Here is a 26478-nt window from a genome sequence, read left to right on the forward strand (position 1 = left end):
AACGTGCGCCAGTACAGCCGTATTTTGCTGGCCTCTCTCCTGCTGATCAGCGCCAAGGCCTCGGCCGACGACAAGTCGGCCGAGGCCTTGTTGCAGCAGATGCAGAGTGCCGTGCAGCAACAGAATTTCGAGTTGTCTATGGTCAAGGCCCGTCAGGGGCGTCTTGAGCCGATCCGGATCAGCCATGCCGTGATCAACGGCAAGGAAGTGGCCCACCTCAGTTACCTCGACGGCAAGGCGATCGAGTATCTCCAGCGCCAGAACGAATACACCTTCTTTGAAAACAGCCACGATCCCTACACCCTGAAGGATGCCCGCTTCCCCGGTATCTGGTCGACCCTCGTAAAGATGCCGCTGGCACAGGTGCTGGGGAGTTATGATCCTGTGCTGGCTGGCCGTAGCCGGGTGGCTGGCGAGGTCACTCAAGTCGTCAGATTAGTGCCCAAGGAAGCTGACAAATATGGTTTTGTGCTCTGGATTGACGAGCGTAGTCACCTGTTGCTGCGAGTCGATATGGTGGAGCGGGAGGGCAGTTTGGTGGAGCAGGTGCTGGGAGTTGATTTGCAATTGCAACAGAAACCGTCCCCCTGGTTGGTTAGGCTGGCAAACAGCAAGCAGCCTCCAGCGCTTGCACTGGAGGATGCCTATCCAGCACCGCAACAGCAGTTGAACTGGCAGATCACCTGGTTGCCCGATGGCTTCAAGGTGCTGTCGCAAGACCGGCACCAGCTGGTGACCACCAGTATGCCGGTGGATTACATGATGCTCTCCGACGGGCTGGTGGATCTCTCGGTCTATGTCTCCCGGGTCGATCCCAAGCAGGCGGTGCGCCAGCAGCTGATCCGCCAGGGGGCGACCTCGCTGGTGAGCTATGTCAACGAGGTGGGGGTCGAGATCACCGTGGTCGGCGAGGTGCCTGCCGAGACCGCCAAGCGCATCGCCGAGTCGGTCCAGCCGCTGGCCCGCAACGAAGCGGTGCAGTAACGGGGGATGCGGGGTTCTTCCCCGCTTGCCGAGCGTGGCGAGTCGTGGTCAGATCCCCTGATTGTGTGAACCCGAGGTGTTGCCGTGAATGAGATGAGTGAAGAGCTGGCGACCGTGGTGGCCATTGAGGGTGACCATGCCTGGGTGGAGTGCGAGCGTCGCTCCGCCTGTAGTGGTTGTCAGCAGCAGTCCAACTGCGGTACCGGCACCGTGGCCAAGGCGTTTCCCCTGAAAGCTCCCCGCTTGCGGGTCAGGCTCACCGCCGAGGTGCGGGTTGGCCAGCAAGTGAGGCTCGGTATCCCGCAAGAGAGTCTGCTGCGCGGGGCGGCGCTGGTCTATGTGTTGCCGCTGTTTTGCCTGCTTGCTGGCGCCTTGCTGGGGCAGCTCTGGCTGGCACCGCTGCTCTCGGGGGGGGAGGGGATCACCATTCTCTGCTGCCTGCTTGGGGGCGTGCTGGGCTTTTTACTGGTTCGTTACTTTTCCAACCGCCTGGATCAGGGGCGCTACGGCCCGCAGATGCTCGGCGTGGTCGTCCCTGTCCGCATCCTCCCCTGACTGAACAGGCGCTATTTCACTGGCGCTGGCGACTAAAGAATGGCCGTCAGCCGGGTTATCCAGTAAAATCGCGCCTCCATAACTGACCTTAACTAATTTTGAGTGACTCTTGCTCGATGAAACACATTCGTAACTTTTCGATTATTGCGCACATCGACCACGGTAAATCGACCCTGTCGGACCGTCTGATCCAGACTTGCGGTGGCTTGTCCGACCGCGAGATGCAGGCTCAGGTGCTTGACTCCATGGATCTGGAGCGCGAGCGCGGCATTACCATCAAAGCACAGAGTGTGACCCTGAACTACCAGGCACAAGACGGTAACACCTACCAGCTGAACTTTATCGACACCCCGGGCCACGTGGATTTCTCCTACGAGGTCTCCCGCTCTTTGGCGGCCTGTGAAGGGGCGCTGCTGGTGGTGGATGCCGGCCAGGGGGTTGAGGCACAGACTCTGGCCAACTGCTATACCGCCATGGAAATGGATCTGGAAGTGGTGCCGGTGCTGAACAAGATTGACCTGCCGGCTGCAGAACCCGAGCGGGTTGCCGAGGAGATCGAAGACATCGTCGGTATCGACGCGGTCGATGCGGTGCGCTGCTCCGCCAAGACCGGCCTGGGTGTTGATCTGGTGCTGGAAGAGATCGTCGCCAAGATCCCTGCGCCGGAAGGTGACCCAGATGCCCCGCTGCAGGCGCTGATCATCGACTCCTGGTTCGACTCCTATCTGGGCGTTGTCTCTTTGGTGCGGATCAAGAACGGTTCCCTGAAGAAGAACGACAAGATCAAGGTGATGAGCACCGGTCAGGTGTGGGGTGTCGATCGTATCGGTATCTTCACGCCCAAGCAGGTGGATACCCAGGGGCTGGGATGTGGCGAGGTAGGTTGGGTTGTCTGCGGTATCAAGGACATCCACGGTGCACCGGTGGGCGATACCCTGACTCAGGCCAAGAACGGTGCCGACAAGGCGCTGGCTGGCTTCAAGAAGGTGAAGCCGCAGGTTTATGCGGGTCTGTTCCCCATCTCCAGCGATGACTACGAGTCGTTCCGTGACGCCCTCGACAAGCTCTCCCTGAACGATGCCTCCCTGTTCTTCGAACCGGAGAGTTCCACGGCGCTGGGCTTCGGCTTCCGTTGTGGCTTCCTCGGCATGCTGCACATGGAGATCATTCAGGAGCGTCTGGAGCGTGAATACGATCTGGATCTGATCACCACGGCGCCGACCGTAGTGTACGAGATCGAGCTGACCGACGGTTCCACCATCCACATCGACAGCCCGGCCCAGATGCCCGCCATCACCAGCATCAAGGAGATGCGCGAGCCGATCGCCGAGTGCCACATCCTGCTGCCGCAGGAGTACATGGGCAACGTGATCACCCTCTGTATCGAGAAGCGTGGCGTGCAGACCAACATGGTCTATCACGGCAAGCAGGTGGCACTGACCTATGAAATCCCGATGGCGGAAGTGGTGCTCGACTTCTTCGACCGTCTGAAATCCACCAGTCGTGGTTACGCCTCGCTGGACTATGGCTTCAAGCGTTTCGAAACCTCCGACATGGTCCGTCTGGACATCATGATCAACGGTGAGCGCGTCGATGCCCTGGCCATCATCACCCACAAGGACAACGCCCAGTATCGCGGTCGTCAGGTGGTGGAGAAGATGCGCGAGCTGATCCCGCGCCAGATGTTCGATATCGCCATTCAGGCGGCCATCGGCAACCAGATCATCGCACGCAGCACCGTCAAGGCTCTGCGTAAAGACGTAACCGCCAAGTGCTACGGTGGTGATGTGAGTCGTAAGAAGAAACTGCTGAACAAGCAGAAAGAAGGTAAGAAGCGGATGAAGTCCCTCGGCCGTGTCGACGTGCCGCAGGAAGCCTTCCTCGCGATTCTCCACGTCGGAAAGGATTAATAGATGGCAAGCACGTTTTCCCTGATCCTGGTGGTGGTCTGCGCGATCACCGGTGTTATCTGGTGTCTGGACAAGATGATTTGGTCCAAGCAGCGCGCCGCCAAGATTGCCGTGGCTCGTGCCCATGGCGGTGCCCACCTGGATGAGAAGACCCTGGCCAAGGTCGCCCCCGTGCCGGTCTGGATTGAGCAGACCGCCGGGGTCTTCCCGGTCATCACCTTTGTGCTGATCCTGCGTTCGTTCATTTTTGAACCGTTCCAGATCCCGTCAGGTTCCATGATGCCCACCCTGCTGGTGGGCGACTTCATCCTGGTGGAAAAATTTGCCTATGGTCTGCGGGACCCGGTGACCAACACCAAGTTCCTCGAGACTGGCGAGCCCAAGCGTGGCGACGTGGTGGTGTTCAAGTATCCCCTTGAACCGCGCGTTGACTACATCAAGCGGGTGGTCGGCATGCCGGGGGATCGGGTCATCTATCGCAACAAGGAGCTGATGATCCGGCCCAAGTGCGAGGAGCAGGAGGGGAAAACGTGCCCGGGCTTCCAGAAGCTCGATGTCAAGTTTGAACAAAGAGGCGAATTTACCCAGATGGGGATCCCCCTTGACCGCTATACCGAGCAGCTGGGCGATGTCTCCCACGAGACCCTGCGCAACCCGCTGATGCCCGATATGGTTGGCCGTTACTATCGTCAACCCGGCACCTATCCCGACGAGTGGGTAGTACCGGAAGGGCAATATTTCGTGATGGGCGACAACCGTGACAACAGTACCGACAGCCGTTTCTGGGGCTTTGTGCCCGAGCAGAACCTGGTCGGCAAGGCGGTCGCTATCTGGATAAGTTTTGAATTCGAGCGCGAAGAGGGCTCCCTGCTGCCAAGCTGGGTACCGACAGGGGTGCGCTTCAACCGCATTGGCGGAATCAAGTAAATGAATATCAAGATGAACAGACTGCAGTCCCGTCTCGGACACGTCTTTCAGGATCTGGAACTGCTGACCCGGGCGCTGACTCACCGCAGCGCCGGCTCCCGTCACAATGAGCGACTGGAGTTTTTGGGTGACTCGATTTTGAGTCTGGTGATCGCCGACGATCTCTTCCACCGCTTCCCGCAAGCGGCGGAAGGGGATCTCAGCCGGATGCGCGCCACTCTGGTGCGCGAAAAGACCCTGGCCGAGCTGGGCCGCGAGTTTGACCTCGGGGATCACCTGATCCTGGGGCCGGGCGAGCTGAAAAGCGGTGGTTTTCGCCGTGAGTCGATCCTGGCCGACACGGTCGAGGCGGTGATTGGCGCCGTCTATCTGGACAGTGACCTCGAGACAGTGCGCACTCTGCTGCTGGGCTGGTACACCAGCCGTCTGGAGGAGATCAAGCCGGGCATCGAGCAGAAGGATCCCAAGACCCGTCTGCAAGAAATTCTGCAGGGAAGCCGCAAATCCCTGCCGACCTATACAGTGACCAACGTCAAGGGCGAAGCCCACAACCAGGAGTTCACCGTCCAGTGTGACGTGGAAGGTCTGGATGGTCCGATCAAAGGGGTCGGCACCAGCCGCCGCAAGGCCGAACAGGCCGCGGCGCAGCAAGCATTGGAAAAACTGTCATGACAGATACAACCTACTGCGGCTTTGTCGCCATCGTGGGCCGCCCCAACGTGGGCAAGTCCACCCTGCTCAACAAGCTGCTTGGCCAGAAGGTCAGCATCACCTCGAAAAAACCCCAGACCACCCGTCACCGGATCCTGGGGATCGACACCGAGGATAACTACCAGACCATCTATGTCGATACCCCGGGTCTGCACATTGAAGAGAAACGGGCCATCAACCGACTGATGAACCGCGCCGCCACCAGTTCGCTGGGGGACGTGGCCATGGTGGTATTCATGGTGGATGGCACCCACTGGACCAAAGATGACGAGATGGTGCTGGGCAAGTTGCGCAATCTCAAGTGCCCCGTGGTGCTGGCGGTCAACAAGATCGACAACGTCAAGGAGAAGGAGGAGCTGCTTCCCCACCTCGAGTGGCTGGGCCAGCAGATGAACTTCGCCCATATCCTGCCCATCAGTGCCCAGAAGGGAACCAACGTGGAGAAGATCCGCGAGTGGGCCAAGCCGTTGCTGCCGGAAAACGTCCACTTCTTCCCGGAAGACTACGTGACCGATCGCTCCTCCCGTTTCATGGCCTCCGAGATCATCCGCGAGAAGCTGATGCGCTTCACCGGTGAAGAGCTGCCCTACTCGGTGACGGTGGAGATCGAGCGCTTCAAGGTGGAAGAGAGCGGTATCTATCACATCCACGGCCTCATTCTGGTCGAGCGAGATGGCCAGAAGAAGATGGTCATCGGCAACAAGGGTGAGAAGATCAAGACCATCGGTACCGAAGCGCGCCTCGATATGGAACGGCTGTTCCAGAACAAGGTGCACCTCGAGCTGTGGGTCAAGGTCAAGTCAGGCTGGGCCGATGACGAGCGCGCCCTGCGCAGTCTTGGCTACGGTGACGATTAAGTGGCGCTGACTGATTGCTGACCCCGGCTTTCGTCATCCATAGCCGGCCCTATCGTGAGACCAGCCAGCTGGTCGAGGTATTCACCCAGGATAGTGGCCGCTTTACCCTGGTGGCTCGCGGTTCTCGCGGGCCACGCTCCCCTCTCAAGGGGCTGCTGCAACCCTTTACCCTGCTGACCATCGCCTGGCGCGGCAAGGGGGATCTCAAGAACCTTACCCAGGTTGAATGCCCCGACCACTCCCTGCGTCTCGGCAGTGATCGCCTCTTCTACGGCCTCTATCTCAACGAGCTGGTCTACTACCTGCTGGAAGCGCACACCCCGTTCCCCGAGGTGTTCGATGCCTATGCCCGTGCCATCATGGCGCTGGCTGACGGCGAGACGCCGGAGCTGCCGCTGCGCCGCTTCGAGTTTCTGCTGCTGCAGGCGCTCGGCTATGCAGTCGATTTCGAATACACGGCGGACGACGAGTCGCCCATCGAACCGACCTTGCTCTATGGCTTTGAGCGTGAATTGGGCTTTGTTGCTTGCGAGCGGGCGCCGGATCCCCGTACCCTGTTTCTCGGTGCCCACCTGCTCGCCTTTGCCGAGGGACGTTTCGATACCCCTCCCTTGCTGCAGGCGGCCAAACGTTTCAGCCGATTGGCCTTGCAACCCTATCTGGGCAAGCGCCAGCTAAAGAGCCGGGAGCTGTTTTTAAAACGCAAAGCCAGCATCCAAGGCTGACACAGATTACAGACATACGGATATTGGCGCGGGGGGATTCGCTGACCGCGCAGTCAACAGATGAAGCCTTTCAAGGAGTTCTCAATGAGTGAAATCTATCTGGGTGTGAACATCGACCATATCGCCACCCTGCGCAACGCCCGGGGCACCCAGTATCCGGATCCGGTACAGGCCGCCTTCGTGGCCGAACAGGCCGGGGCCGATGGCATTACCGTGCATCTGCGAGAAGATCGCCGCCATATCACCGACCGCGATGTGGAGATCCTGCGCCAGACTATCCAGACCAGAATGAACCTGGAGATGGCGGTGACCGAAGAGATGATCGGCATCGCCTGCCGCATCAAGCCTCACTTCGTCTGTCTGGTGCCGGAGAAGCGCACCGAAGTGACCACCGAGGGCGGTCTGGACGTGGCCGGTCAGCTGGACAAGGTGACTGATGCCGTTGCCCGTCTCTCTGCTGTGGGTGCCCAGGTATCCCTCTTTATCGACGCCGATCCCATCCAGATCGATGCGGCTGCCGAGAGTGGTGCTCCCTTTATCGAGATCCACACTGGCCGTTACGCCGATGCAACTACCGATGCCGAGCGCAACGCCGAGTTCAAGCGCATCGCCGCCGGTGCCTCCTATGCCGCTGGCAAGGGGCTCAAGGTCAATGCCGGCCACGGTCTGCACTACCACAACGTCAAGGCCATCGCCGCCATCCCCGAGCTCTATGAGCTCAACATCGGCCACGCCATTATCGGCCGCGCCGCCTTCGATGGTCTGGCCAAGGCGGTCAGCGATATGCGCCTGCTGATGCAGGAAGCCCGTCAGGGGATCTGATGGTTCGGGCACTGGCAACGCACAGTGGCCATATGAAACAAAAGGGACGCCATGGCGTCCCTTTTGTTGTTTCTGCCGATGGGAATATCGACAGCCGTCAGACCTGCTGCTGTGCCCATCTTCCCAGACGCTGCAGCGCCTCACCGAGCAGCTGGCGGGAGGTGCCTATGTTGATCCGCACATACTCTTCGCCATCGCTGACGTAGTGGGAGCCATCTTCGATGATGACCCCCGCTTCGACTGCCCACCTGCGGGTCACCTCGCTTGCGCTCATTCCGCTCCCTTTGGTATTGACCCAGACCAGATAGGAGGCATCCATCGGCATGACTTGGAAGTCGGGCAGGTTCTCCCTGAAGTAGCGCGCCAGCAGGGTGTAGTTCTCTCTCAGATAGAGATTCAAGTCAGCCAGCCACTCATCGCACTCGTTATAGGCGGTGATAATTCCCCAAAGCCCGAACACGTTGGGAGAGGTGATGGAGTTCTGCTCAAGGCGAGCTCTGAACCGACTTCTGATCTGCGGATTTGGAATGATGCTGTAGGAGGTTTTCAATCCGCCCAGATTGAATGCCTTGTTGGGCGAGCTCATCAGCATCATGTTGTTGCGGTAACGCTCCTCCAGTGCCAGAAATGAGATGAATTCGCCATGGATGATGTGCTCGGCATGCACTTCATCGACCATCATCAACACCTGATGGCGCAGGCAGATGTCGGCAACGGCTTCCAGTTCGGCCTGACTCCAGATCCTGCCCGACGGGTTGTGGGGCGAGCAGAGAAAATAGATTTTGGGCTTGTTGCCAATGATCTGCTCCTCCAGCTTCGCCAGATCGATCCGGTATCGCCCCTTGCTCAGGGCTAACGGGTTGGCTACAACCTTGACCCCCTGCCTTTCGGCCGCCTTGGCAAAGGGATCATAGACAGGGGTGTTCATGATGATGCTGTCACCCGGCTGGCAGAATGCCTGCACCGTGTAATGCAGGGTAGAGACGGTGCCATAGGAGAGGGTGATCCACTCCCGCTCCACCGCGACCTTGTGGTGGCGGGCCTGGAAGTTGATGACCGCCTCGTAGAAATCATCGATGCAGTGGGTGTAGCTGAAGGTGCCCCAGCTGATGATTTCGCTGAACTTGCGAGCCACAGCCGGCGGTGATTTGAAATCCATATCGGCAATCCACATGGGAATGCTGTCGGCGGGAACGGGGCCAAAGCGGCTCTCGATCACTTTCATATCCCACTTGCGGCATTTGTCGCTGATGCGATCTGCCAACTCGTCGAAACGGGAGGGTTGCAAGTCGGCAGAGGGGGTTGGGAGGCGCAGGGCCTCCCGATCTTTACAGGAGAGCATCGAGATTATCCTTCACGGTTTGAACCTGAGCGCCAATGATGACCTGCACGCTGTGCTCGTCGATCTTGACGACGGAGAGGGCGCCAGCCTGTTTCAGGATCTTCTCCTGCAGCTTGCCCATATCGTGTACCACCAGTCTCAGCCGTGTGACGCAGTTGTCCAGGCTGACGATATTCTCCTTGCCACCGAGGGCACTCAGGATCACGGCCGGGTCGTGTTTCGCAATCTGGATATCATCGACCTCATCCCTGCCGGGGGTCTTGATGTCATATTTCTTGATGTACCAGTAGAAGACGGTGAAATAGATGGCAGACCAGATAAGGCCAATGGGAATTATTAGATACCACTTGGTTTGCCAGCCCTGCATGATGCCGAAAATAAGCAGGTCGAGTGCACTGCCATCGGTATTGCCGATGGTGACGCCACACATGGCCACCACAAAGAGCGCGGCGCCGGTCATAAAGACATGGAACAGATAGAGTACCGGCGCGACAAACAGGAACAGGAATTCGATGGGCTCGGAAATACCGGTCACGATAGAGACCAGTACCCCGGAGATAATCAGGCTCTTGATTCTGGTTCGATTGCCGGGCGTGGCTGCCATATACATGGCCAACGCTGCAGCAGGCAGACCGAATATAAAGGTCGGCATAAACCCTTGCGACAGGAAGGCGGTTGCTGCCGGGCTGATGGGTTCACCCGCTTTCAATTGGGCGAAGAAGATATTGAGCGCGCCGGAAATGGTTTCGCCATTGACCAGCTCGGTACCGCCTGCCGGGGTAAAGCGCACCATGGCCAGCATGATGTGGTGCAGACCGAGCGGTTTGAGCAGGTTGATGGCCACTCCGTAGAGGAAGGCACCAAAAGAGCCGGCAGAGATGATCATGTTGCCGACCGCAGTAATACCGAGCGCCACATAGTGCCAGAAGAGCGGCATGGCGAGACCGATCAGCGACATGACCAGCACGGTGATGATGGGCACGGAGCGCAAGCCGCTGAAGAACGAGAAGGCGTCGTGCAGTTTGAGGTTATAGAAACGGCGATGGATGAAGTAGGTCACGATCCCCGACACTATGCCACCCAGCACCCCCATGGAGAGGGTCTGAACCCCCATCACCATGGCTTGCCCCGCCAGTTTGATATTTTCCGGCGAAGCCAGTTGATTGGTACTGGCAAGATAGAAATTGATCCCGATGTTCATCGCCATATAGCCGACGAAACCGGAATAGGCCGCAACACCCTTGTTCTTTTCGGTCAATCCCATCGGAATACCGATGGCAAACATGATGGGCAGATAGGTAAAGCCGAAGCTGCCTACGGTTGCCACCAGATTGAAGACTAGCTGGGTATATTCGCCACCAAGAAAAGGAAAATTATCTATGGTGGAGGGGCTGGTTATGGATGATCCCACCCCCAGCAGTAATCCCATGAATGCCATCAGAGAGACGGGAAACATAAATGTTTTCCCCAAACTCTGGGCAAATTCCCATACCTTATTTCGCAAGGATGCGCGAGCCATCATTATTATCTCCCAGACCTGTTACCGTAATTTTATTGTTATCAAATCTTGTTATTGCTCATGCACATACGGATTTTCGCCTCGACGACTTCCTCCATGGCGGCCATGGCGGGCACCAGATACTGGCGCGGGTCGCTGGCATCCGGATGAGAGCCAAGGAAGGCTTTCATCGCATCGGCGAAGGCGATCTTCAGTTCGGTCGCAACGTTGACCTTGCAGATCCCGAGCTCGATACAGCGGCGCACATCGGCTTCCGGTACGCCTGAGGCGCCGTGCAGCACCAGCGGAATATCCACCTGCTCGCGAATGGCGGCGAGGCGGGCGAAGTCCAGACGTGGCTCTTCCTTGTAGAGGCCGTGGGCGGTGCCGATGGCCACCGCCAGCGAGTCGATACCGGTACGGCGGACAAACTCGGCCGCCTTGAGCGGGTCGGTAAATTTGGCATGAGCGGCATCGACGATGAGGTCATCCTCCTGACCGCCCAGCTGACCCAGCTCCGCTTCGACGCTGGCGCCCATGCGGTGGCAGAAGGTCACCACGCTGCGCACCTTCTCGATGTTCTCTTCAAACGGAAAGTGCGAGGCATCGATCATGGCGGAGCGAATACCCGCTTCGACCTTGTAGTGGATGTCTTGCTCGTCTTCGTGGTGATCCAGATGCAGCACCAGCGGGATGCGATATTCATGGGCGGCGGCCTGACAGATGGAGACCAGATACTCGACCCCGGCATGGCGATAGGTGCCCGGGGTGCCAGCCAGGATCACCGGAGAGCGCATGCGAGCGGCGGTGCGAGCCACCACCTGCACGGTTTCCAGGTTGTGGATGTTGAAAGCCGGTACCGCATAACCGCGGCGCTGGGCATCTTTGAGCATTTCATGGGAAGAGATCAGATACATAGTGACTCCTGAGCGTCCTGATTGACGCGAGATCCTGAGAAAAGGGAGGAGAGCTGGGTCGGGTTTATCTCCCTGCCAGCCACCCAGATGTGTTGTTGATTGAGTTCAGCGGTGAGGGCGAGCAGGTTGGCCTGTTTGCCAACCGCCAGTGAACCGAGACGATCGGCAATGCCGAGCATCTTTGCTGGTGCCAGCGAGGCCATTGCGATGGCTTCATCGAGCGGCACATCCGCCAGCTGCACCATGTTGCGTACGGCGCCAAGCAGGGTGAGGGTGCTGCCCGCCAGACCGCCGGTTTCGGTGCGTACCACGCCGTTTTTCATCTCGACCCGATAGTTGCCAAGCAGATAGTGACCGTCTGGCATACCGGCGGCGCGCATCGCATCGGTGACCAAGAGCAGGCGCTGGCCGGTGCAGCAGTGACAGAGCTTGAGCACGCTCGGGTGGAGATGATGGCCATCGGCGATCAGCTCCAGCCAGGCTGCGGGATGGACAAGACCCGCACCGACCATGCCGGGTTCGCGGTGGTGCAGGCCGCGCATGCCGTTGAAGCAGTGCACCAGCCCGGAGGCGCCCGCTGCCAGCGCCGCCATGGTGGTGTCGTGATCCGCCGCCGAGTGGCCCAGCATCACCCGCACGCCGTTTGCGGCAAGATGGTGAATGGCCGCGATGGCGTTGGGCTTTTCCGATGCCAGCGCGACCACCTTCAGGCTGCCGCGCGCGAGCTGTTGCAGGTGGGTCAGTTCGGCAATATCCAGCTCCCGAAACAGCGCCTGATCGTGGGCGCCCTTGTTGTCCGGCGTGAAGTAGGGCCCTTCCAGATAGCAGCCGAGCAGCTCGGCGCCCGGCATGCCGCGGGCAACGCCATCGGCAATGCGGGCAAGGGCTTGCTCTATCTCGGGGAGTGGGGCGGTGACCGTGGTGGCAAGAAAAGCGCCGACCCCTTCTGCCGCCTTGGCCATCGACAAGGTAGCCAAGGCATTGCCATCGCTATCCATGACATCGACGCCGGCACCGCCGTGGACATGACCATCGATCAGCGCGGGCACCAGCAGCTCGACATCCCGTGCCGGATCGCCATCCGTGATGGGGGCGATGGCGGTGATGATGCCGCCTTCATGGGTGAGCTCCTGATGTTCCAGCCAACCCTGTTCGGTCAGCAGGCGACGGGCACGGATCCGTGAGGTCATTTAAATACCCTCCTCGACGAGAGCGGCATCTGCCTGACGTTCTTTACCCATCTCATCTGCCAGCGAGGTGAGCCCCCGGTGGCCGCAATCAAGGGCCTGCCGGCGGAATTCACGGGCGCTGAGGCCATCGCGCTCCAGCACCATCTCCAGCAGCAGTTGCAGGTTGGTACCGGTAATAACCTCCCGCTCTGGCTGGTGCAGTGAGAGGGTAGAGGCGACCCGAAACGGGGTGCCACCGAGCAGGTCAGTCAGGAAGACCACGCCATCCCCCTTGTCGACCTCAGTCAGCGCCGCTTCGCACTGTGCCTGCAGCAGGGCGGTGGTGGAGCTCTCGGGAAAGTCGATGGCGATAACCGCTTCCTGTTCGCCGAGGATCTGCAGCATGGCGCGCTCCAGACCGCTGGCGAAACCGCCATGACCACAAATGATGATGCCCAACATAGTCTGTTCCTTTACTGCAAAGGGGGCCGGCTTACTGCCGGCTCCGGATTAGAGGAAACCGGCGAACTTGCCGACGATACCGAGTACCACTGTGATGACGATGAGGCGCAGCGGGCTCCAGCCTTTGCGGATCAGGGCGTACATCGCCAGGGTGTAGAGCAGCGGCAGGAAGGCGGGCATCAGCTTGTCGAGCACATCAGCCTGCAGTTTGACGACTGCATCACCAGCAGTAATTTCCAGCGTGGTGCCAAGGCGCACATAGGTGGCGACCAGCGCGCCGATCACCGTCATACCGACGATGGAGGCGGCATGGCCCACCTTGCGGGTATTGGCCTTAATGACCGGAATGGCCGCTACCCCCATGCGGTAGGCGTAGTGCGCCAGACCAAAACGCAGGCCGAAGTGGACCACGTTGAACAGCAGGAAGAAGACCACGGCACCCATGATGGAGCCTTGCAGTGCCAGATCTGCCCCTATGCCGCCACAGATGGGGAGCAGGGTGAGCCAGAACATGGCATCGCCAATCCCGCCAAGCGGTGCACCGACGGCAATCTTGGTGCTCTGGATGCTGTTGACGTTCTGTTTGGAGCGCTCCATCGCCAGCACGATCCCCATCACGAAGGTGACCAAGAAGGGGTGGGTGTTGAAGAAACCCATGTGCCCTTTCATGGCCCGGGAGAGATCCCGCGGATTAGTGTGGATCTTCTGCAGTGCCGGCAGCAGGCCATAGAGCCAGCCGGAGGCCTGCATCCGCTCGTAGTTGAAGGAGGCCTGCAGCAGCAGGGAGCGCCAGGCGAAGCGGTTGATATCCTGCTTGGTCAACTCGGCGCCAAGCTGCTGATCTTCATAGGTGTCGTCGGATTGTGGCCGGGTATTGTGCGGTTCGGCGCTGGAGATGATCCGCGCAGCAGTGTTGTTAGATGCCATCTTCGGTTTCCTCCTGAACAGGACGAGCTTGCGGGGTGGTGGTGCGCATGAAGTCGATCAGGGCCATGGCCAGCGCGGCGGCGGCGATGGCCAGTACCGGCAACTGGAGCCAGGCGGCAGCGACGAAACCGAGGATGAAGTAGGGGATATAGACGTTCTTCATCATGATCTTGAGCAGCACGGCAAAACCGATGGCGGGCATGATGCCGCCAGCAACGCCGAGGCCGTCGATGAGGCGTGCAGGTAGCACGTCGATGGCTGCCTTGGCATGTTCGGCCCCGAAGTAGGTGGGCAGGAAGGCACAGAGGAAATAGAAGGTGCCCAGCGCAAGCAGCGCCAGGTAGTTGACCCGCTCGATACCGCGCACGTCAGCCGCTTCGGCCATGCGATCGCAGCGGGACATCACCCCCGACATCACCGAGAAGAGGAAAGTGATCCCCATCTGCACGGCAACGGCGAAGGGAACGGCAACCCCGACCGCCACATCCGGTTTGACTCCGGTGGTGATGGCGAAGGTGGCGCCGACTATGGTGCCGATAATGACGTTGGGCGGTTGCGCCCCCGCCAGCGGGGCCAGTCCCATCCAGACCAGCTCCAGGGTGCCGCCCACCAGAATGCCGGTGGGCAGGTCGCCGAGGATGAGGCCAACCAGCGGCCCCAGTACCACGGGACGGTGGAAGTGGGTCAGACCGTTGAACAGGTCGAGTCCGGCGAAAAACGCCAGGATGCCAAGCAGCAGACCTTGTAACAAACTGATTTCCATCACAATTGTCCTTAATCAGAGCAAATTGAAAATGTCCTGTGCCGGTTCTGTCGGCACGCCCTGGACATAGCACTCGACACGGGCGTCCCGCAGGGCGCGAAATGCGGTGATGTCCTGTTCGTCCACGGATACGGTCTTGTGGATTTGACGCTTGCCGTCGGCGTAATGCATGTTGCCGACGTTGATCCGGGAGATGGGGACACCTCCCTGAACCAGGGTGTTGAAATCGGTCGGGTTTTTGCAGACCAGCAGGATCTTCTGGCGATCTGCCGCCTTGTGGATGTTGTCGATCACCTTCTGGAGCGGCCAGAACCGCACCGCAATACCTTCGGCCAGCACCATCTCCATCAGGTTCTGCTGGATGGGGTCCTCTGCCACTTCGTCGTTGGCGACCAGCACCAGATTGGCACCGGCAAAGCCGACCCACTGGACACCGACCTGACCGTGGATCAGGCGCTCATCGATCCGGCTCAATACGATATTGGGCATCACAACACTCCTTCTTGGTGGAACGGGTAGATATTGACCCCCTGTACGACCCGGTTGACCTGACCGGTGGGGCAGGGATTGTCCGGGCTGATCCCCAGTCCCAGCGAGGTATGGAAGGCGTAGTACTGGGCATAGAGCAGGTAGCAGAAGGCGAGCTGGGCATCGTCGCCATGCAGGGTGGCGGGCAGATAGATGTGCTCCCCCTCCTCGATGGCGGAATGGTGCTGGTCGGCGATGGCGACCACCCGGGCGGCCTTGCCATCGCTTCGCAGCTCGCGCAGCAGATCCAGATCGTATTGCCGGGTGTAAGGGTCGTTGGAGATGAGCAACACGATGAGCGTCTGCTCGTTGACGACTGATTTTGGGCCGTGGCGAAAACCGGTAGGGGAGTCGAACATGGCGACCAGACGGCCGGCGGTCAGCTCCAGCAGTTTGAGTGCCGCCTCCTGCGCCACCCCTTGCAGACTGCCGCTGCCAAGATAGATGACCCGCTCGGGCAACGGCTCGTTCCAGGCCGGTACGCGCTGCACGACCTGCTCCAGAATGGCGTCACTGTTGGTGACCAGCAGCTCGCAGCTCTGGCGGTTGAACCGCTCTGGCAGAAAGAGAGCCAGACAGCTCAGCATCATGCTGGTGAGGCTGCTGGTCATGGCGAAGCTGCGATCATTGGTCTGGGGCGGCATCAGCAGGGCCAGAGAGTGGGCATCTTGCTGACAGCGGCGATAGAGCGCCCCTTCACCGTTGCAGGTCAGCACCAGATGGTGGCAGTGGCTGAGCAGCTGGCTGGCCAGTTCGACCGCCGCCACGCTCTCGGGGCTATTGCCGGAGCGGGCAAAGGAGATAAGCAGGGTCGGGCAATCTTCGGCCAGATACTCGGCCGGATCGGTGACGATATCCGTGGTGGCGATCGCCTCGACCCGGGCATGCAGGTGGGCCGAGAGATAGGGGGCGAGCGCCCGACCGGCAAAGGCGGAGGTGCCAGCCCCGGTCAGGATGATGCGCAGCGCTTGCCGGGCGAGCAGGGGGGTCAGAAAACGGGTCAGTGCAGGACGGCACTCCTCGACCATGGCGAGGGTCTCGCGCCAGGTGGCAGGTTGCTGGCGAATTTCACGGGCAGTCGCCAGGCCATTGGCACTGCGCAACATCTCTTCTGGATAACCAAGGATCATGTCTGCAACTCCTTATACAACAGGGTCGAGCTGGGAATGGCGGCGAGAGGCCGCAGTGCAGGCGCTGGCGTAGTGCCGCAGCACCTCCTGCACCTGATCGAGAATGAGGTCATGGGGATTGGCCGAGAGCGCGCCCTGACGCACCTTGCGATACTGCAGGGGCAGATGCTGGCTCAGCAGGGGGAGCGGGATGGGCTCCGCCGCCAGATTGGCCAGCAATCTGGCGTAGCACTCATCGACCCGGCTATCGGGCCAGTAGTAGCGAATGCGATCCGAATAGCTGTAGCCACGGGCCAGCCGGCACTCGTTGGCACTGCCCTGATAGTGGCTGCGCCAGAAGTCGGGGCGCTCCAGCATGGTCTCTTCCATCACCTTGCGCAGACCTGAACAGGCCTTGGCCACCACCAGCTCCTCCTCGATGGCGGCAAGGGCAAACAGCGCTTCGCGCAGGGCGAAGGTGAGGGCAGGGCCGACCTTGAGAATGGCAAAGTGGTCGCGTATCAGCTGGCGGTAGGCCTCGGGAGTCTGGTAATCGGTGGAGTGGGCCTCGAACACCATGTGGGGATAGGCTTCGATCATCCGGCTAAGAGGGGCCGCTTTTTCGGGCCGGTAATCGATGACGCGGGTATGGTCAAACTCGACGCCGGGTTGCACCACCAGACCGATCACCCTCGGCCAGATATGGGCCAGCCCCGCCTTGTTGAAGGCCTGTTGATGGGCCTCGAGGGTGTGGCGTGCCGCCTCCGGCGTGGTGACCGCCAACTCGGCAAGATCTTCATGGGCACCGCCCGGCACCGGCACCTCGGTGCCAATCACATAGACCAGATCGCTCTCGCCAAAAGTGGCCAGACAGGTTTGCTCGGCGATCTGCGCCAGCCGTGCGGCTCGCTCTGCGACCAGCTCATCGGTCAGGGGAACGGGATCGCCCTGACAGGACATGCTGCAGTCGAGGTGGATCTTCTTGAACCCGGCAGCGACATAGCTGGCGATGAGATCCCTGGCATGGGCCATGGCCTGCTCGGCCGGTTCCCCCTGCCAGCGGTTGGGGCCCAGATGGTCGCCCCCCAGAATGAGGCGCTGCGCCGGAAAGTGACACTGTGCCGCCAGCTCGTAGAGGCGATCGCGAAAGTCGGCGGGGGTCATGCCGGTATAGCCGCCAAACTGATCCACCTGATTGGATGTGGCCTCGACCAGCAGCAGCTCATCCCCTTCGGCGGCCAGCCGCAGCGCGGCCTCCAGCACCAGCGGGTGAGCGGAGCAGACGGCGTAGATCCCGGTCTGTTCTCCCTGTTTGTGTCTTTCGACTAGTGCCAGCATGGATTTCATTTTGATGTCCCTTGGTTGCTGCGTATGGAAAGGTTCTTTCGATTTCTTTTCTTTACGGTAGTGGTGAGCAAAAGAAAACGAAACAAAAGAGTCGTCAGATCTTGAAAGGGATCACAAAAAGAAAGATATCGAAAGGCTCTAGATGATGGGTAAAGATGGAGAGCGTGGTGATAAAGCGTAATGAAGGCTTGATTTGGCACCTTTGCTGAGCGTTAATATGCAAACGTAACGAAGTGAAAGCGATCTTTCACTACAGCATTCCGGCAGAAGAACTATGCAAACAAGCGAAAAAGGTGCGCTCGGAACAAGCGAGCGGCGGGAGCGGATTATTCAGCAGCTGCGCAGCAATGGCAGCGTTCAGGTCAACGAGCTGGCGAGTCACTATCAGGTCTCTACCGTGACCATCCGCAACGATCTGGCCTTTCTGGAGAAGCAGGGGGTGGCCGTGCGCGCTTATGGCGGCGCCCTGCTGTGCGAGCCTGGCCAGACGGTGCCGGAGCGCACTATTGCCGACAAGAGTGTGCTCAATACCCCGGTGAAACAGCGGATAGGTGCGCTGGCGGCGACCCTGGTGCCCTCCGGTTGTCGCCTTATCCTCGATTCGGGGACGACAACACTGGAGGTGGCGCGTCATCTGAAGGGACATCAGGAGATCCTGGTGATGACCAACGGTATGAATGTGGCGAATGAACTGCTCGAAGCAGAGGGGGTGGAGCTGCTGATGACGGGCGGACATCTGCGCCGCAAGTCGCTCTCCTTCTACGGTGCGCAAGCGGAGCAGTCCCTGCAAAACTACCACTTTGACATGCTGTTTCTCGGGGTGGATGGCATCGATCTGGAGCGCGGCGTCAGCACCCATCATGAGGACGAGGCGCGCCTTAACCGCTGCATGTGTCAGGTGGCCGAGCGGATTGTGGTGGTCACCGACTCCACCAAGTTTGGCCGGCGCAGTCTGCACAAGATCATCGATACCTTGCGTATTCACACCCTGATCACCGACGATGCCGTGCCTGCCGATATCCTTTCCGGCCTGCGCAATGCCGGTATCGAAGTGCTGTTGGTACCAGCCGATGGCAGCAAGGGGCAGGAGAAGCAGCGGCAATATAATCCAGTGCAATCAGCTATAAGCGGTTGATGACAAACGCGATAGACTGGGTTTCTCACTCACTGGACGAGCCTGTTATGTACCACCCCGATATCACCGAACTTGAACCTGTCGCCCGCGCGGCGGGAGCGGCCATCATGGCCATCTACAGCCAGCCCTTCGCGGTGGAGTACAAGAGCGACGAGAGCCCGCTGACCGCGGCTGACAAGGGGGCTCATGAGGTGATCGTTCAGGGGTTGGCACGGCTGACACCCGACATCCCTGTATTGTCCGAGGAGTCGGGGCCCGAGGTGATGGCGGCGCGCCACGGCTGGTCACGCTACTGGCTGGTGGATCCCCTCGATGGCACCAAGGAGTTTGTCTCCCGCAACGGCGAGTTCACCGTCAATATCGCGCTGATTGAAGAGGGGGCGCCGCGCTGGGGGCTGGTTTATGCGCCGGTGCTGGACAAGCTCTGGTATGGCGGCAAAGGAGTTGGCGCCTGGCGCATCGCCGATGGCAAGCGCGAGTCCATCCAGACCCGGGCTCATCGTGAAGGAGAGGCGTGGCGAGTGGTGGGCAGTCGCAACCACCTGTCGCAGGAGACCCTCGATTTCTTGGCTCCCTTTGGTGAGATCGAACTGGTCTCCATGGGCAGTTCGCTCAAGTTCTGCATCATGGCCGAGGGGGGGGCCGAGCTCTATCCGCGCCTCGCCCCCACCTGCGAGTGGGATACCGGCGCTGCGCAGGCGGTGCTGGAGGGGGCGGGGGGCAGCGTCACCCAACTCGATGGTTCACCGCTGCGCTATAACAAGCCGGATATTCTCAACCCCTGGTTTGTCGCCAGGGCATAAACGAGATATCGGGATGCAAAAAGGCCGGACTGGAGTGAACTTCCAGTCCGGCCTTTTTTATTTCGCTATGCGCTTCGGGTCAGAAGACCTTCTTGAACGGCTTGATGGTCACTTTGGCATAGACGCCAGCTGCCACATAGGGATCGGCATCGGCCCAGGCCTGGGCGTCCGCCTGCGAGGCAAACTCGGCGATGACGGTGCTGCCGGTAAAGCCTGCATCGGCCGGATCCTCTGCATCGATAGCCGGGTTGGGGCCGGCGGTCAGCAGCCGACCCTCATCCTGCAGGGCTTGCAGGCGAGCCAGATGGGCAGGGCGAACTTGCTTGCGCAGTGGCAGGCTATCGGGGACATCTTCGGAGTAGATGAGATACCACATGAGACAATCCTTTTCTGATGAGGGTTATTTTTTGGGTTCGTCTTTTTGCTGGGACAACTGCTCGGCAGGGATATGGCGATAGAGATAGACGCCGCTCAGCAGGGTAAAGACCAGCGTCATCCCCAGCAGGCCGAATACCTTGAAGTTGACCCACATCTCTTGCGGCATGTTGAACGCCACGTAGAGGTTGAGCAGGCCACAAACAGTAAAGAAGCCGACCCAGCCGAGATTGACTGTGTCCCAGACCTTATCGGGTGCTTGCAGCTCCTTGGCCAGCATCTGTTTGATCAGGTTCTTGCCAAAGCCGTAGCGACTGATGAGCAGACCCAGTGCGAACAGCACGTTGATGACAGTCACTTTCCACTTGATGAAGGTGTCATCGTGGAAGAAAACTGTGAGGCCGCCGAAGAAGCCGACCAGCAGGAAGGTAAAGAGCTGCATCTTCTCGACTTTGCGATAGCGGATCCAGCTATAGGCGAGCTGCAGACCGGTGACCACCACCAGTGCGCCGGTAGCCATGTAGATGTCGTAGAACTTGTAGACCGCGAAGAAAACGATAAGTGGAATAAATTCAATAAATTGCTTCATGTCTGGCGCCTAGTCCTCAAAGATGGCCTGCAAATTTCGTCCAGTCTACCTGCATGGCGGACAACGGCAAATGAATAAGACCGCTCATTTTTACGCCGGTTCCGCGCTGTCGCCAAACAGTTGACGTGCAATCGAGATCCCCAGTCGCTGCTGATCGGCCAGCAGGTCGCGGATATGGCGCTCTTCAATCAGAGGGTTGAGCAGCACGGCGCGCAGCAGGGTGAGCGGTTGGGCGCCGTAGCGTACCACCGCCCGCTGGGTGCGGGAGACAAAGCTGTGCCCCTCGGCCCGCTGGGCTTTTTGCAGTGCCACGTTGAAGTCGTTGATCTGTGCATTGGCCGCTTCATCCAGCACCTTGCCCTGCAGGTGGGGTGGAATGCAGCGGTAGGAGAGCAGGTTCATCACCGGTGCCGACATCAGCTCGAAGGCGGAGTCACTTTCGATGAGATCTGCCATCAGCCGGGCGCGGTCGTAGTTGGCTTCGATAAGCTCGGCGTAGCCTTGCTGGCCGAAGAGTTGGAAAGCGGCATCCAGATAGAGGGCATTGGCCGGGCGGGTGCCCTCCAGCGTAAAGCGGCCCTGATCGAACGAGGTGGCACGAATGGCGTAGGGCGCCTCTCGCTTGACCGCCATCATCAGGTCGGGCTGGCGGCAGAGCAGCATGCCGGTACCGAGTGGCACCAGCAGCTGTTTGTGACCATCCAGTGTGACGGTGTCGGCCTGCTCAATGCCGGTCAGCAGGCCTTGATAGCGGGGAGAGAAGAGGGTCGGGCCGCCCCAGGCGGCATCCACGTGGAAGTGGATCTGCTCGCGCTCGGCGATGGCGGCCAGCTCAGGCAGGGGGTCGATGGAGCCAAAGTCGGTACTGCCCGCCACGCCGACCAATGCCAGTACTTTCAATTTCTGCTCTTTGCACTGGATCAGCGCCTGCTCCAGCGCAGCCAGACTGAGCCGGTTCTGCTCGTCGGTCTCAAGGCGCCAGACGCTGCGGGCGCCCAGGCCGAGCAGATCCATCCCCTTGTCGAAGGAGTAGTGCATCAGCCGGGAGCCCAGAATGACGGCGCCCCGATAGCCCTGCTCATAGAGGGCGAATAGGTTGTCGCCACAGGCGCGGTTGCGGGCCAGCCACAGTGCCGTGACGTTGGCGATGGTGCCGCCGCTGGTCATGACGCCGAGGGCGGCATCCTTGGCATGCATCTGCTCGCCGTAGAAGGCATCGTCCCCGCCATAGATGAGGCGGTGCAGCTTGGCCAGCACCTCCCGCTCCAGAAAGCTGAGCAGGCGGGAGGACTCCATCTTCATCGGATTCTGGTTGAGCATCACCAGCAGGCGCGACAGCTCGGCAGTGAAGGCCGGCAATGGTGCCGTCATATGACCCATGTAGCGTGGCGAGGTGAGATGGGATGCGCCGGGCACCAGAGTAGCCAGCCGCGCCAGATACTCATCGATGGAGAGACCGACCGCAGGCATTCGGGATTGAGCGAGCTGGTGGGTGAACTGGTCGCGCTGATAGGGGGCCTGACTGTCGTCGGAGTGGTGGAAGCTCTCCAGCAAGGTGTTCATCGCCTCGCCAAAGGCGGGATCCGCTTGTGTAAACAGCTCAGTCAACGTCATCAGGTTCTCCAGACCAGGTCACCGGTGTTGGTGTCTATGCCGCTTCTGTCGGGCATCGGCGGCAGAGCATACACCAAAGGGGGGCGGGTGACAGCCACCCCATTTTTTAAGCGAACACTTGTACTCTGAAATGGCGCTGGGTAGAGTGTCGCCAATGATGACGGAGTGAAAGTTATGAGTGGTGTGATGGATTACTCCCCCCGGGAAGAGCTGGCCAACCGACTGAGCCACGGTGCGGGATTGTTGCTGGGGATTGTCGGGCTGGTGCTGTTGCTCATCAAGGGATGGGGACAGGGTACGCAGGCGCTGGTGAGCTACAGCCTCTATGGCGGCAGTTTGGTATTGCTCTATCTCGCCTCGACCCTCTATCACAGCATGGCGGAAGGGCGGGCCAGACGCTGGTGCAAGGTGTTTGATCACTGCGCCATCTATCTGCTGATTGCCGGCACCTATACCCCCTTCCTGCTGGTTGCACTCGACACGCCGCTGGCGAAGGGATTGATGGTGGTGATCTGGGCCCTGGCGCTGGCTGGCGTGGTGTTCAAGCTGGTATTTATCAACCGCTTCAAGAAGTTGTCGCTCTTTACCTACCTGATGCTGGGTTGGCTGTCGCTGGTGGTCATCTACCAGCTCTACATCCATCTGGCCGGTGAGGGGCTGTTGCTGCTCGGGCTTGGCGGCCTTATCTACAGTCTCGGGGTTATCTTCTATGTGGCCAAGCAGATCCCCTACAACCACGCTATCTGGCATCTCTTTGTGCTGGGTGGCAGCGTTTGTCACTTTATGGCCATTTACGGCTACGTCGCCTAACGTCTTGCAACTAGCCCTTAATTGGTATTTTTAGCGCGTAAAAGGATAAATTCGTGCGGTATCACACAGTTGGCGACTGAGTTTGCTGACAAGCTAGGGCCAGTTCAATTCGCAAAGGATGCACGAAATGAGTGAAATCGCGCTTTCCATCAGCATGTTGTCGCTGGTGGCAGTGCTGGGACTCTGGCTGGGAAACTGGCGAGTCTATGGCGTTGGCTTGGGGATAGGGGGGGTGCTGTTCGGCGGCATCATAGTGGGTCACTTTGCCGGTGTGTCAGAGCTGGCGCTCGATGAGCAAACACTTCATTTTATTCAAGAGTTTGGCCTGATCCTGTTTGTCTATACCATCGGCATTCAGGTCGGCCCCGGTTTTTTCTCGTCATTGCGCAGCTCCGGACTCAAGCTCAATGCTTTTGCTGCTTTGCTGGTTATCCTGGGGTGCATCGTTGCGGCGGCACTTCATCAACTGTTTGATGTGCCGCTACCGGTGATCCTCGGGGTCTTCTCCGGTGCCGTGACCAATACGCCATCCCTCGGTGCGGGTCAGCAGATCCTGGCGGAGCTGGGAGCTCCTCATGGGTCAACCGGGCTGATGGGGATGGGGTACGCAGTGGCCTATCCGTTCGGCATCTGCGGCATTTTGCTCACTATGTGGCTGGTCAGGGTCTTCTTTCGCATCAAGATTGACGATGAAGCTGCCCAATTCGAGCAACAGACCGGTAAAACCAAAGAGAGCCTGCAGACCATCAATATCGCGGTACGCAACCCAAACATGCATGGCCTGATGCTGAGCGAGATCCCGAGCCTCGACGAGTCTGATGTCATCTGCTCGCGCCTCAAGCGTGGCGACGAGCTGATGGTGCCGCGCCCTGATTCACGTATCGAGCTGGGTGACCTGCTCCACCTGGTTGGTGAGCGCCATGCCTTGCACAAGGTGTTGCTGGTGCTGGGAGAAGAGGTCGACACCTCCCTATCGACTCGCGGTACCGACCTGAGGGTGGAGCGGGTAGTGGTGACCAACGAGCAAGTGCTGGGCAAGAAGATCCGCGATCTTGACATCAAACAGCGTTATGACGTGGTGATCTCGCGCCTAAACCGGGCCGGTATCGAACTGGTGCCGACCAGCCAGACCAGCCTGCAGTTTGGTGACATCCTCAACCTGGTGGGGCGCCTCGATGCCATCGAAGCGGTGACCAATGTGGTCGGCAACGTGCAGCAAAAACTGCAACAGGTGCAGATGTTGCCGGTATTTATCGGGATCGGTCTTGGCGTGCTGCTTGGCTCCATCCCCTTCTATCTGCCGGGCTTCCCGGCCGCGCTCAAGCTCGGCTTGGCGGGTGGGCCGCTGGTGGTGGCGCTGATCCTGTCGCGGATCGGCAGCATCGGCAAGCTCTACTGGTTCATGCCCCCCAGTGCCAACCTGGCGCTGCGGGAGATCGGCATCGTGCTGTTTCTGGCGGTGGTCGGCTTCAAGTCGGGGGCGGGTTTCGTTGATACCCTGATCAACGGTGATGGCCCCTCCTGGATGCTCTATGGGGCAGCCATTACCCTGATCCCCTTGCTGGTGGTCGGGGTGCTGGCACGTCTCTATGGCAAGATGAACTATCTGACCCTGTGCGGCTTGCTGGCCGGCTCCATGACAGATCCTCCCGCGCTGGCCTTTGCCAACGCCATGCACCCGACCAGTGGTGCCAGTGCGCTCTCCTATGCCACTGTCTACCCGCTGGTGATGTTCTTGCGGATCATCTCGCCGCAACTGCTGGCCATCATCCTCTGGGCCGGTGCATAGGGTTAAACCGGACAGGAGTATGCCTTGTCATGCTCCTGTCATGATAATGTATTGATAATTTTAGTTTTTATTTTTCGGTAATCCCCTCGCCACCCTTCAGCCTGGCTGAACGGTCCAGCCTCAAATCAGTCTATTCTTTCGAATTTTCGAACTGGTTATTTGCTCTCTCTCTGTGCAGAGTAGGCTGTGGCTTTTTGCATGCAAATCAGGATTCAGGAGAGAACATGATTACCAATTCCGTTACTCTGGAACAGGGCGTAACCGTCACCCAGCTCAAAGGTCAAGTTTATCAGGTGGCTGCAGATGGTAGCCGCAAGTTGCTGGTGGAAGGGGATGTGCTGCCGAAAGGGGCGGTGATCATGTCGCCGGATGGCGCCAGTTTCATGGGCGGCGGACACGCTTTCAATGTGCAACCGGCCAGCGAACAGAGTGAGCCTGCCGAAGAGGAAGATGCTCCTCAGCTGGCGCAAAACAGTGCCGCAGGCACACCCGATGATATCAGTGCCCTGCAAGAAGCCATTTTGGGTGGCGCTGACCCGACTCGGGCCTTTGAAGCCTCCGCCGCAGGCGGTGCACCTGCTGCCGGTGGTGGCGGGGTTGGTGGTGTCGCCGGAGCCAGTGGCAACGGCGGTTTTGTCACCATCGACCGTACCGGCTCCGCAACCATTGCCGAAGCGACCTTCGATACCACCTACAACACCAATGGCGAGCCACCGCTTGGTGCTGCTGGCGAGGATGAAGTATTTGACCTGACTCCACCCACCATTTCCGTTGTTGCGCCAGATAACACTAATGACACCACACCGACCCTGACCGGAACCACGGATGCACCTGCTGGCAGCACGGTGACCCTGGTGGTGACCGATGTCAACGGCAATCAGCAGACCCTGACCGCTATTGTCACCCCCAGCGGTACCTTCACCGTGGATGTGGTCACCCCATTGGCCGAGGGTTCTTATACCGTCACCGCCACAGTGACCGATCCTGCGGGGAATGCCGGCAGTGCAACTGATGATGGCAGTGTGGATGCAACCGCTCCAGTGATTACTGTTGATGCACCTGACAATACCAATGACACCACCCCGACCATCACGGGTACTACGGATGCACCTGCTGGCAGCACGGTCACTCTGGTCGTGACCGATGCCAATGGTAACCAGCAAAATTTGACCGCCACGGTACAACCTGGTGGCAGCTACAGCGTAGATGTCACTACTCCGCTGGCCGAAGGCAGCTATAAGGTGACGGCCAGCATCACCGATCCGGCCGGCAACACAGGTACCTCTACCGACGATGGTAGTGTTGATAGCAAGGCCCCTGACCTGGCCATCACCCTGGATGCCGACATCACCGCCGACGACGTCATCAACGCCGCCGAAGCGGGTCAGCAGATCCCGGTCAGCGGCACCGTGACGGGCGAGTTCAAGGCAGGGGACATCGTCACCCTGACCGTCAACGGTAAATCGTTCACCGGTCCTGTGGATGCCGATGGCCGCTTCACCATCCTGGTGGCGGGCAGCGACCTGGCGACCGATGGCGACCGCACCATCGATGCCAGCGTGACCAGCACCGACGTGGCGGGCAACAGCGCCACTGCGACCGACAAGGAAGGCTATCAGGTGGATACTGACCTGCCGAGCATTGATTTGTCGGCAATTGGCGATGGCAACCTGTCGGTGGCGGAAGCCAAGGCGGTTGAGCTCAAGGGCACGACCAGCAACGTGGAAGATGGTCAGAAAGTCACCCTGACCGTGACCGACGTGAACGGCAAGTCGGTGACCTTCATCGCGACCGTGACCGGCGGCAAGTT

The 26478-nt window shown here is 59.6% G+C and carries 26 protein-coding genes; 13 read left to right on the forward strand and 13 right to left on the reverse strand.

Annotated features, from left to right (window positions below):
* Positions 1 to 3: 3 nt before the first annotated feature.
* The 8 genes from G5149_RS19745 to pdxJ all read left to right on the forward strand — a co-directional run bounded on the left by G5149_RS19745 (position 4) and on the right by pdxJ (position 7491).
* Positions 4 to 984: a MucB/RseB C-terminal domain-containing protein gene (locus tag G5149_RS19745; protein ID WP_421213445.1), complete on the forward strand. Its 981-nt coding sequence runs from the start codon at positions 4 to 6 to the stop codon at positions 982 to 984.
* Between the two features lie 93 nt (positions 985 to 1077).
* The gene (locus G5149_RS19750) at positions 1078 to 1539 is read left to right on the forward strand and encodes a SoxR reducing system RseC family protein (RefSeq protein WP_040068038.1); all 462 of its coding nucleotides are present in this window, start codon (positions 1078 to 1080) and stop codon (positions 1537 to 1539) included.
* Between the two features lie 116 nt (positions 1540 to 1655).
* Positions 1656 to 3449, forward strand: a complete 1794-nt coding sequence (gene lepA / locus G5149_RS19755) for a translation elongation factor 4 (protein WP_005335396.1) — start codon at positions 1656 to 1658, stop codon at positions 3447 to 3449.
* Positions 3450 to 3452: 3 nt separating this feature from the next.
* Positions 3453 to 4376: a signal peptidase I gene (gene lepB / locus G5149_RS19760; protein ID WP_167571157.1), complete on the forward strand. Its 924-nt coding sequence runs from the start codon at positions 3453 to 3455 to the stop codon at positions 4374 to 4376.
* Positions 4377 to 5048 (forward strand): ribonuclease III, encoded by a 672-nt coding sequence (gene rnc / locus G5149_RS19765; protein WP_033112794.1) that lies wholly within the window; start codon positions 4377 to 4379, stop codon positions 5046 to 5048.
* On the forward strand, positions 5045 to 5944 hold the full coding sequence (gene era, locus G5149_RS19770; protein ID WP_033112795.1) for a GTPase Era: 900 nt from the start codon (positions 5045 to 5047) through the stop codon (positions 5942 to 5944). Before rnc ends, era begins: the two co-directional genes overlap by 4 nt.
* A gap of 14 nt (positions 5945 to 5958) precedes the next feature.
* Positions 5959 to 6669: a DNA repair protein RecO gene (gene recO / locus G5149_RS19775; RefSeq protein WP_421213448.1), complete on the forward strand. Its 711-nt coding sequence runs from the start codon at positions 5959 to 5961 to the stop codon at positions 6667 to 6669.
* Positions 6670 to 6753: 84 nt separating this feature from the next.
* A complete protein-coding gene (gene pdxJ, locus G5149_RS19780) occupies positions 6754 to 7491 on the forward strand; it encodes a pyridoxine 5'-phosphate synthase (RefSeq protein ID WP_005335389.1) in 738 nt (245 codons plus the stop codon).
* 97 nt (positions 7492 to 7588) lie between these two features.
* Here pdxJ and G5149_RS19785 read toward each other — a convergent pair whose 3' ends face one another.
* The 10 genes from G5149_RS19785 to kbaZ form a co-directional block, all read right to left on the reverse strand.
* Positions 7589 to 8833: a MalY/PatB family protein gene (locus G5149_RS19785; protein ID WP_421213450.1), complete on the reverse strand. Its 1245-nt coding sequence runs from the start codon at positions 8831 to 8833 to the stop codon at positions 7589 to 7591.
* Complete coding sequence (gene malX / locus G5149_RS19790; protein ID WP_231499775.1) at positions 8820 to 10289, reverse strand: maltose/glucose-specific PTS transporter subunit IIBC; 1470 nt, start codon at positions 10287 to 10289, stop codon at positions 8820 to 8822. The genes G5149_RS19785 and malX overlap by 14 nt, the downstream gene beginning before the upstream one ends.
* A 104-nt stretch (positions 10290 to 10393) precedes the next feature.
* On the reverse strand, positions 10394 to 11248 hold the full coding sequence (locus G5149_RS19795) for a tagatose bisphosphate family class II aldolase (protein ID WP_043849849.1): 855 nt from the start codon (positions 11246 to 11248) through the stop codon (positions 10394 to 10396).
* A complete protein-coding gene (gene nagA, locus G5149_RS19800) occupies positions 11239 to 12438 on the reverse strand; it encodes an N-acetylglucosamine-6-phosphate deacetylase (RefSeq protein WP_421213452.1) in 1200 nt (399 codons plus the stop codon). The genes G5149_RS19795 and nagA overlap by 10 nt, the downstream gene beginning before the upstream one ends.
* On the reverse strand, positions 12439 to 12879 hold the full coding sequence (gene agaF / locus G5149_RS19805) for a PTS galactosamine/N-acetylgalactosamine transporter subunit IIA (RefSeq protein WP_156854829.1): 441 nt from the start codon (positions 12877 to 12879) through the stop codon (positions 12439 to 12441).
* A 48-nt stretch (positions 12880 to 12927) separates the two neighbouring features.
* Positions 12928 to 13806: a PTS N-acetylgalactosamine transporter subunit IID gene (agaE, locus tag G5149_RS19810; RefSeq protein WP_005354370.1), complete on the reverse strand. Its 879-nt coding sequence runs from the start codon at positions 13804 to 13806 to the stop codon at positions 12928 to 12930.
* Entirely contained in the window at positions 13796 to 14569 is a 774-nt protein-coding gene (agaW, locus tag G5149_RS19815; protein ID WP_005354369.1) for a PTS N-acetylgalactosamine transporter subunit IIC, read from the reverse strand. The genes agaE and agaW overlap by 11 nt, the downstream gene beginning before the upstream one ends.
* 15 nt (positions 14570 to 14584) lie before the next feature.
* Positions 14585 to 15058 (reverse strand): PTS N-acetylgalactosamine transporter subunit IIB, encoded by a 474-nt coding sequence (agaV, locus tag G5149_RS19820; protein WP_005335358.1) that lies wholly within the window; start codon positions 15056 to 15058, stop codon positions 14585 to 14587.
* Complete coding sequence (locus G5149_RS19825) at positions 15058 to 16227, reverse strand: SIS domain-containing protein (RefSeq protein WP_421213454.1); 1170 nt, start codon at positions 16225 to 16227, stop codon at positions 15058 to 15060. The genes agaV and G5149_RS19825 overlap by 1 nt, the downstream gene beginning before the upstream one ends.
* A 12-nt stretch (positions 16228 to 16239) precedes the next feature.
* Positions 16240 to 17553 carry a tagatose-bisphosphate aldolase subunit KbaZ gene (gene kbaZ, locus G5149_RS19830; RefSeq protein WP_421213456.1) on the reverse strand — a complete coding sequence of 438 codons (1314 nt, stop codon included), beginning with the start codon at positions 17551 to 17553 and terminating at the stop codon, positions 16240 to 16242.
* A gap of 274 nt (positions 17554 to 17827) precedes the next feature.
* Here kbaZ and G5149_RS19835 point away from each other — a divergent pair, with 274 nt between their 5' ends.
* A complete protein-coding gene (locus G5149_RS19835; RefSeq protein ID WP_216980212.1) occupies positions 17828 to 18688 on the forward strand; it encodes a DeoR family transcriptional regulator in 861 nt (286 codons plus the stop codon).
* A 47-nt stretch (positions 18689 to 18735) separates the two neighbouring features.
* Positions 18736 to 19491 carry a 3'(2'),5'-bisphosphate nucleotidase CysQ gene (cysQ, locus tag G5149_RS19840; RefSeq protein ID WP_190973286.1) on the forward strand — a complete coding sequence of 252 codons (756 nt, stop codon included), beginning with the start codon at positions 18736 to 18738 and terminating at the stop codon, positions 19489 to 19491.
* 79 nt (positions 19492 to 19570) lie between these two features.
* Here cysQ and G5149_RS19845 read toward each other — a convergent pair whose 3' ends face one another.
* The 3 genes from G5149_RS19845 to G5149_RS19855 form a co-directional block, all read right to left on the reverse strand.
* A complete protein-coding gene (locus G5149_RS19845; protein ID WP_005354350.1) occupies positions 19571 to 19867 on the reverse strand; it encodes a YciI family protein in 297 nt (98 codons plus the stop codon).
* Between the two features lie 24 nt (positions 19868 to 19891).
* Complete coding sequence (locus G5149_RS19850) at positions 19892 to 20455, reverse strand: septation protein A (protein WP_021229465.1); 564 nt, start codon at positions 20453 to 20455, stop codon at positions 19892 to 19894.
* Positions 20456 to 20545: 90 nt separating this feature from the next.
* Positions 20546 to 22069 (reverse strand): aminotransferase class V-fold PLP-dependent enzyme, encoded by a 1524-nt coding sequence (locus G5149_RS19855; RefSeq protein ID WP_150389556.1) that lies wholly within the window; start codon positions 22067 to 22069, stop codon positions 20546 to 20548.
* Positions 22070 to 22243: 174 nt separating this feature from the next.
* Here G5149_RS19855 and trhA point away from each other — a divergent pair, with 174 nt between their 5' ends.
* The 3 genes from trhA to G5149_RS19870 form a co-directional block, all read left to right on the forward strand.
* Positions 22244 to 22879, forward strand: coding sequence for a PAQR family membrane homeostasis protein TrhA (gene trhA, locus G5149_RS19860; RefSeq protein ID WP_005335337.1), 636 nt, complete (start codon positions 22244 to 22246; stop codon positions 22877 to 22879).
* Between the two features lie 127 nt (positions 22880 to 23006).
* Complete coding sequence (locus tag G5149_RS19865; protein ID WP_005340889.1) at positions 23007 to 24668, forward strand: putative transporter; 1662 nt, start codon at positions 23007 to 23009, stop codon at positions 24666 to 24668.
* Positions 24669 to 24892: 224 nt separating this feature from the next.
* Positions 24893 to 26478: retention module-containing protein (locus tag G5149_RS19870; RefSeq protein ID WP_421213461.1), on the forward strand; the 1586-nt coding region annotated here is incomplete at its 3' end.

This window comes from Aeromonas sp. 600479, from assembly GCF_049175515.1.
GTDB classification, from domain to species: Bacteria; Pseudomonadota; Gammaproteobacteria; order Enterobacterales; family Aeromonadaceae; genus Aeromonas; species Aeromonas veronii_A.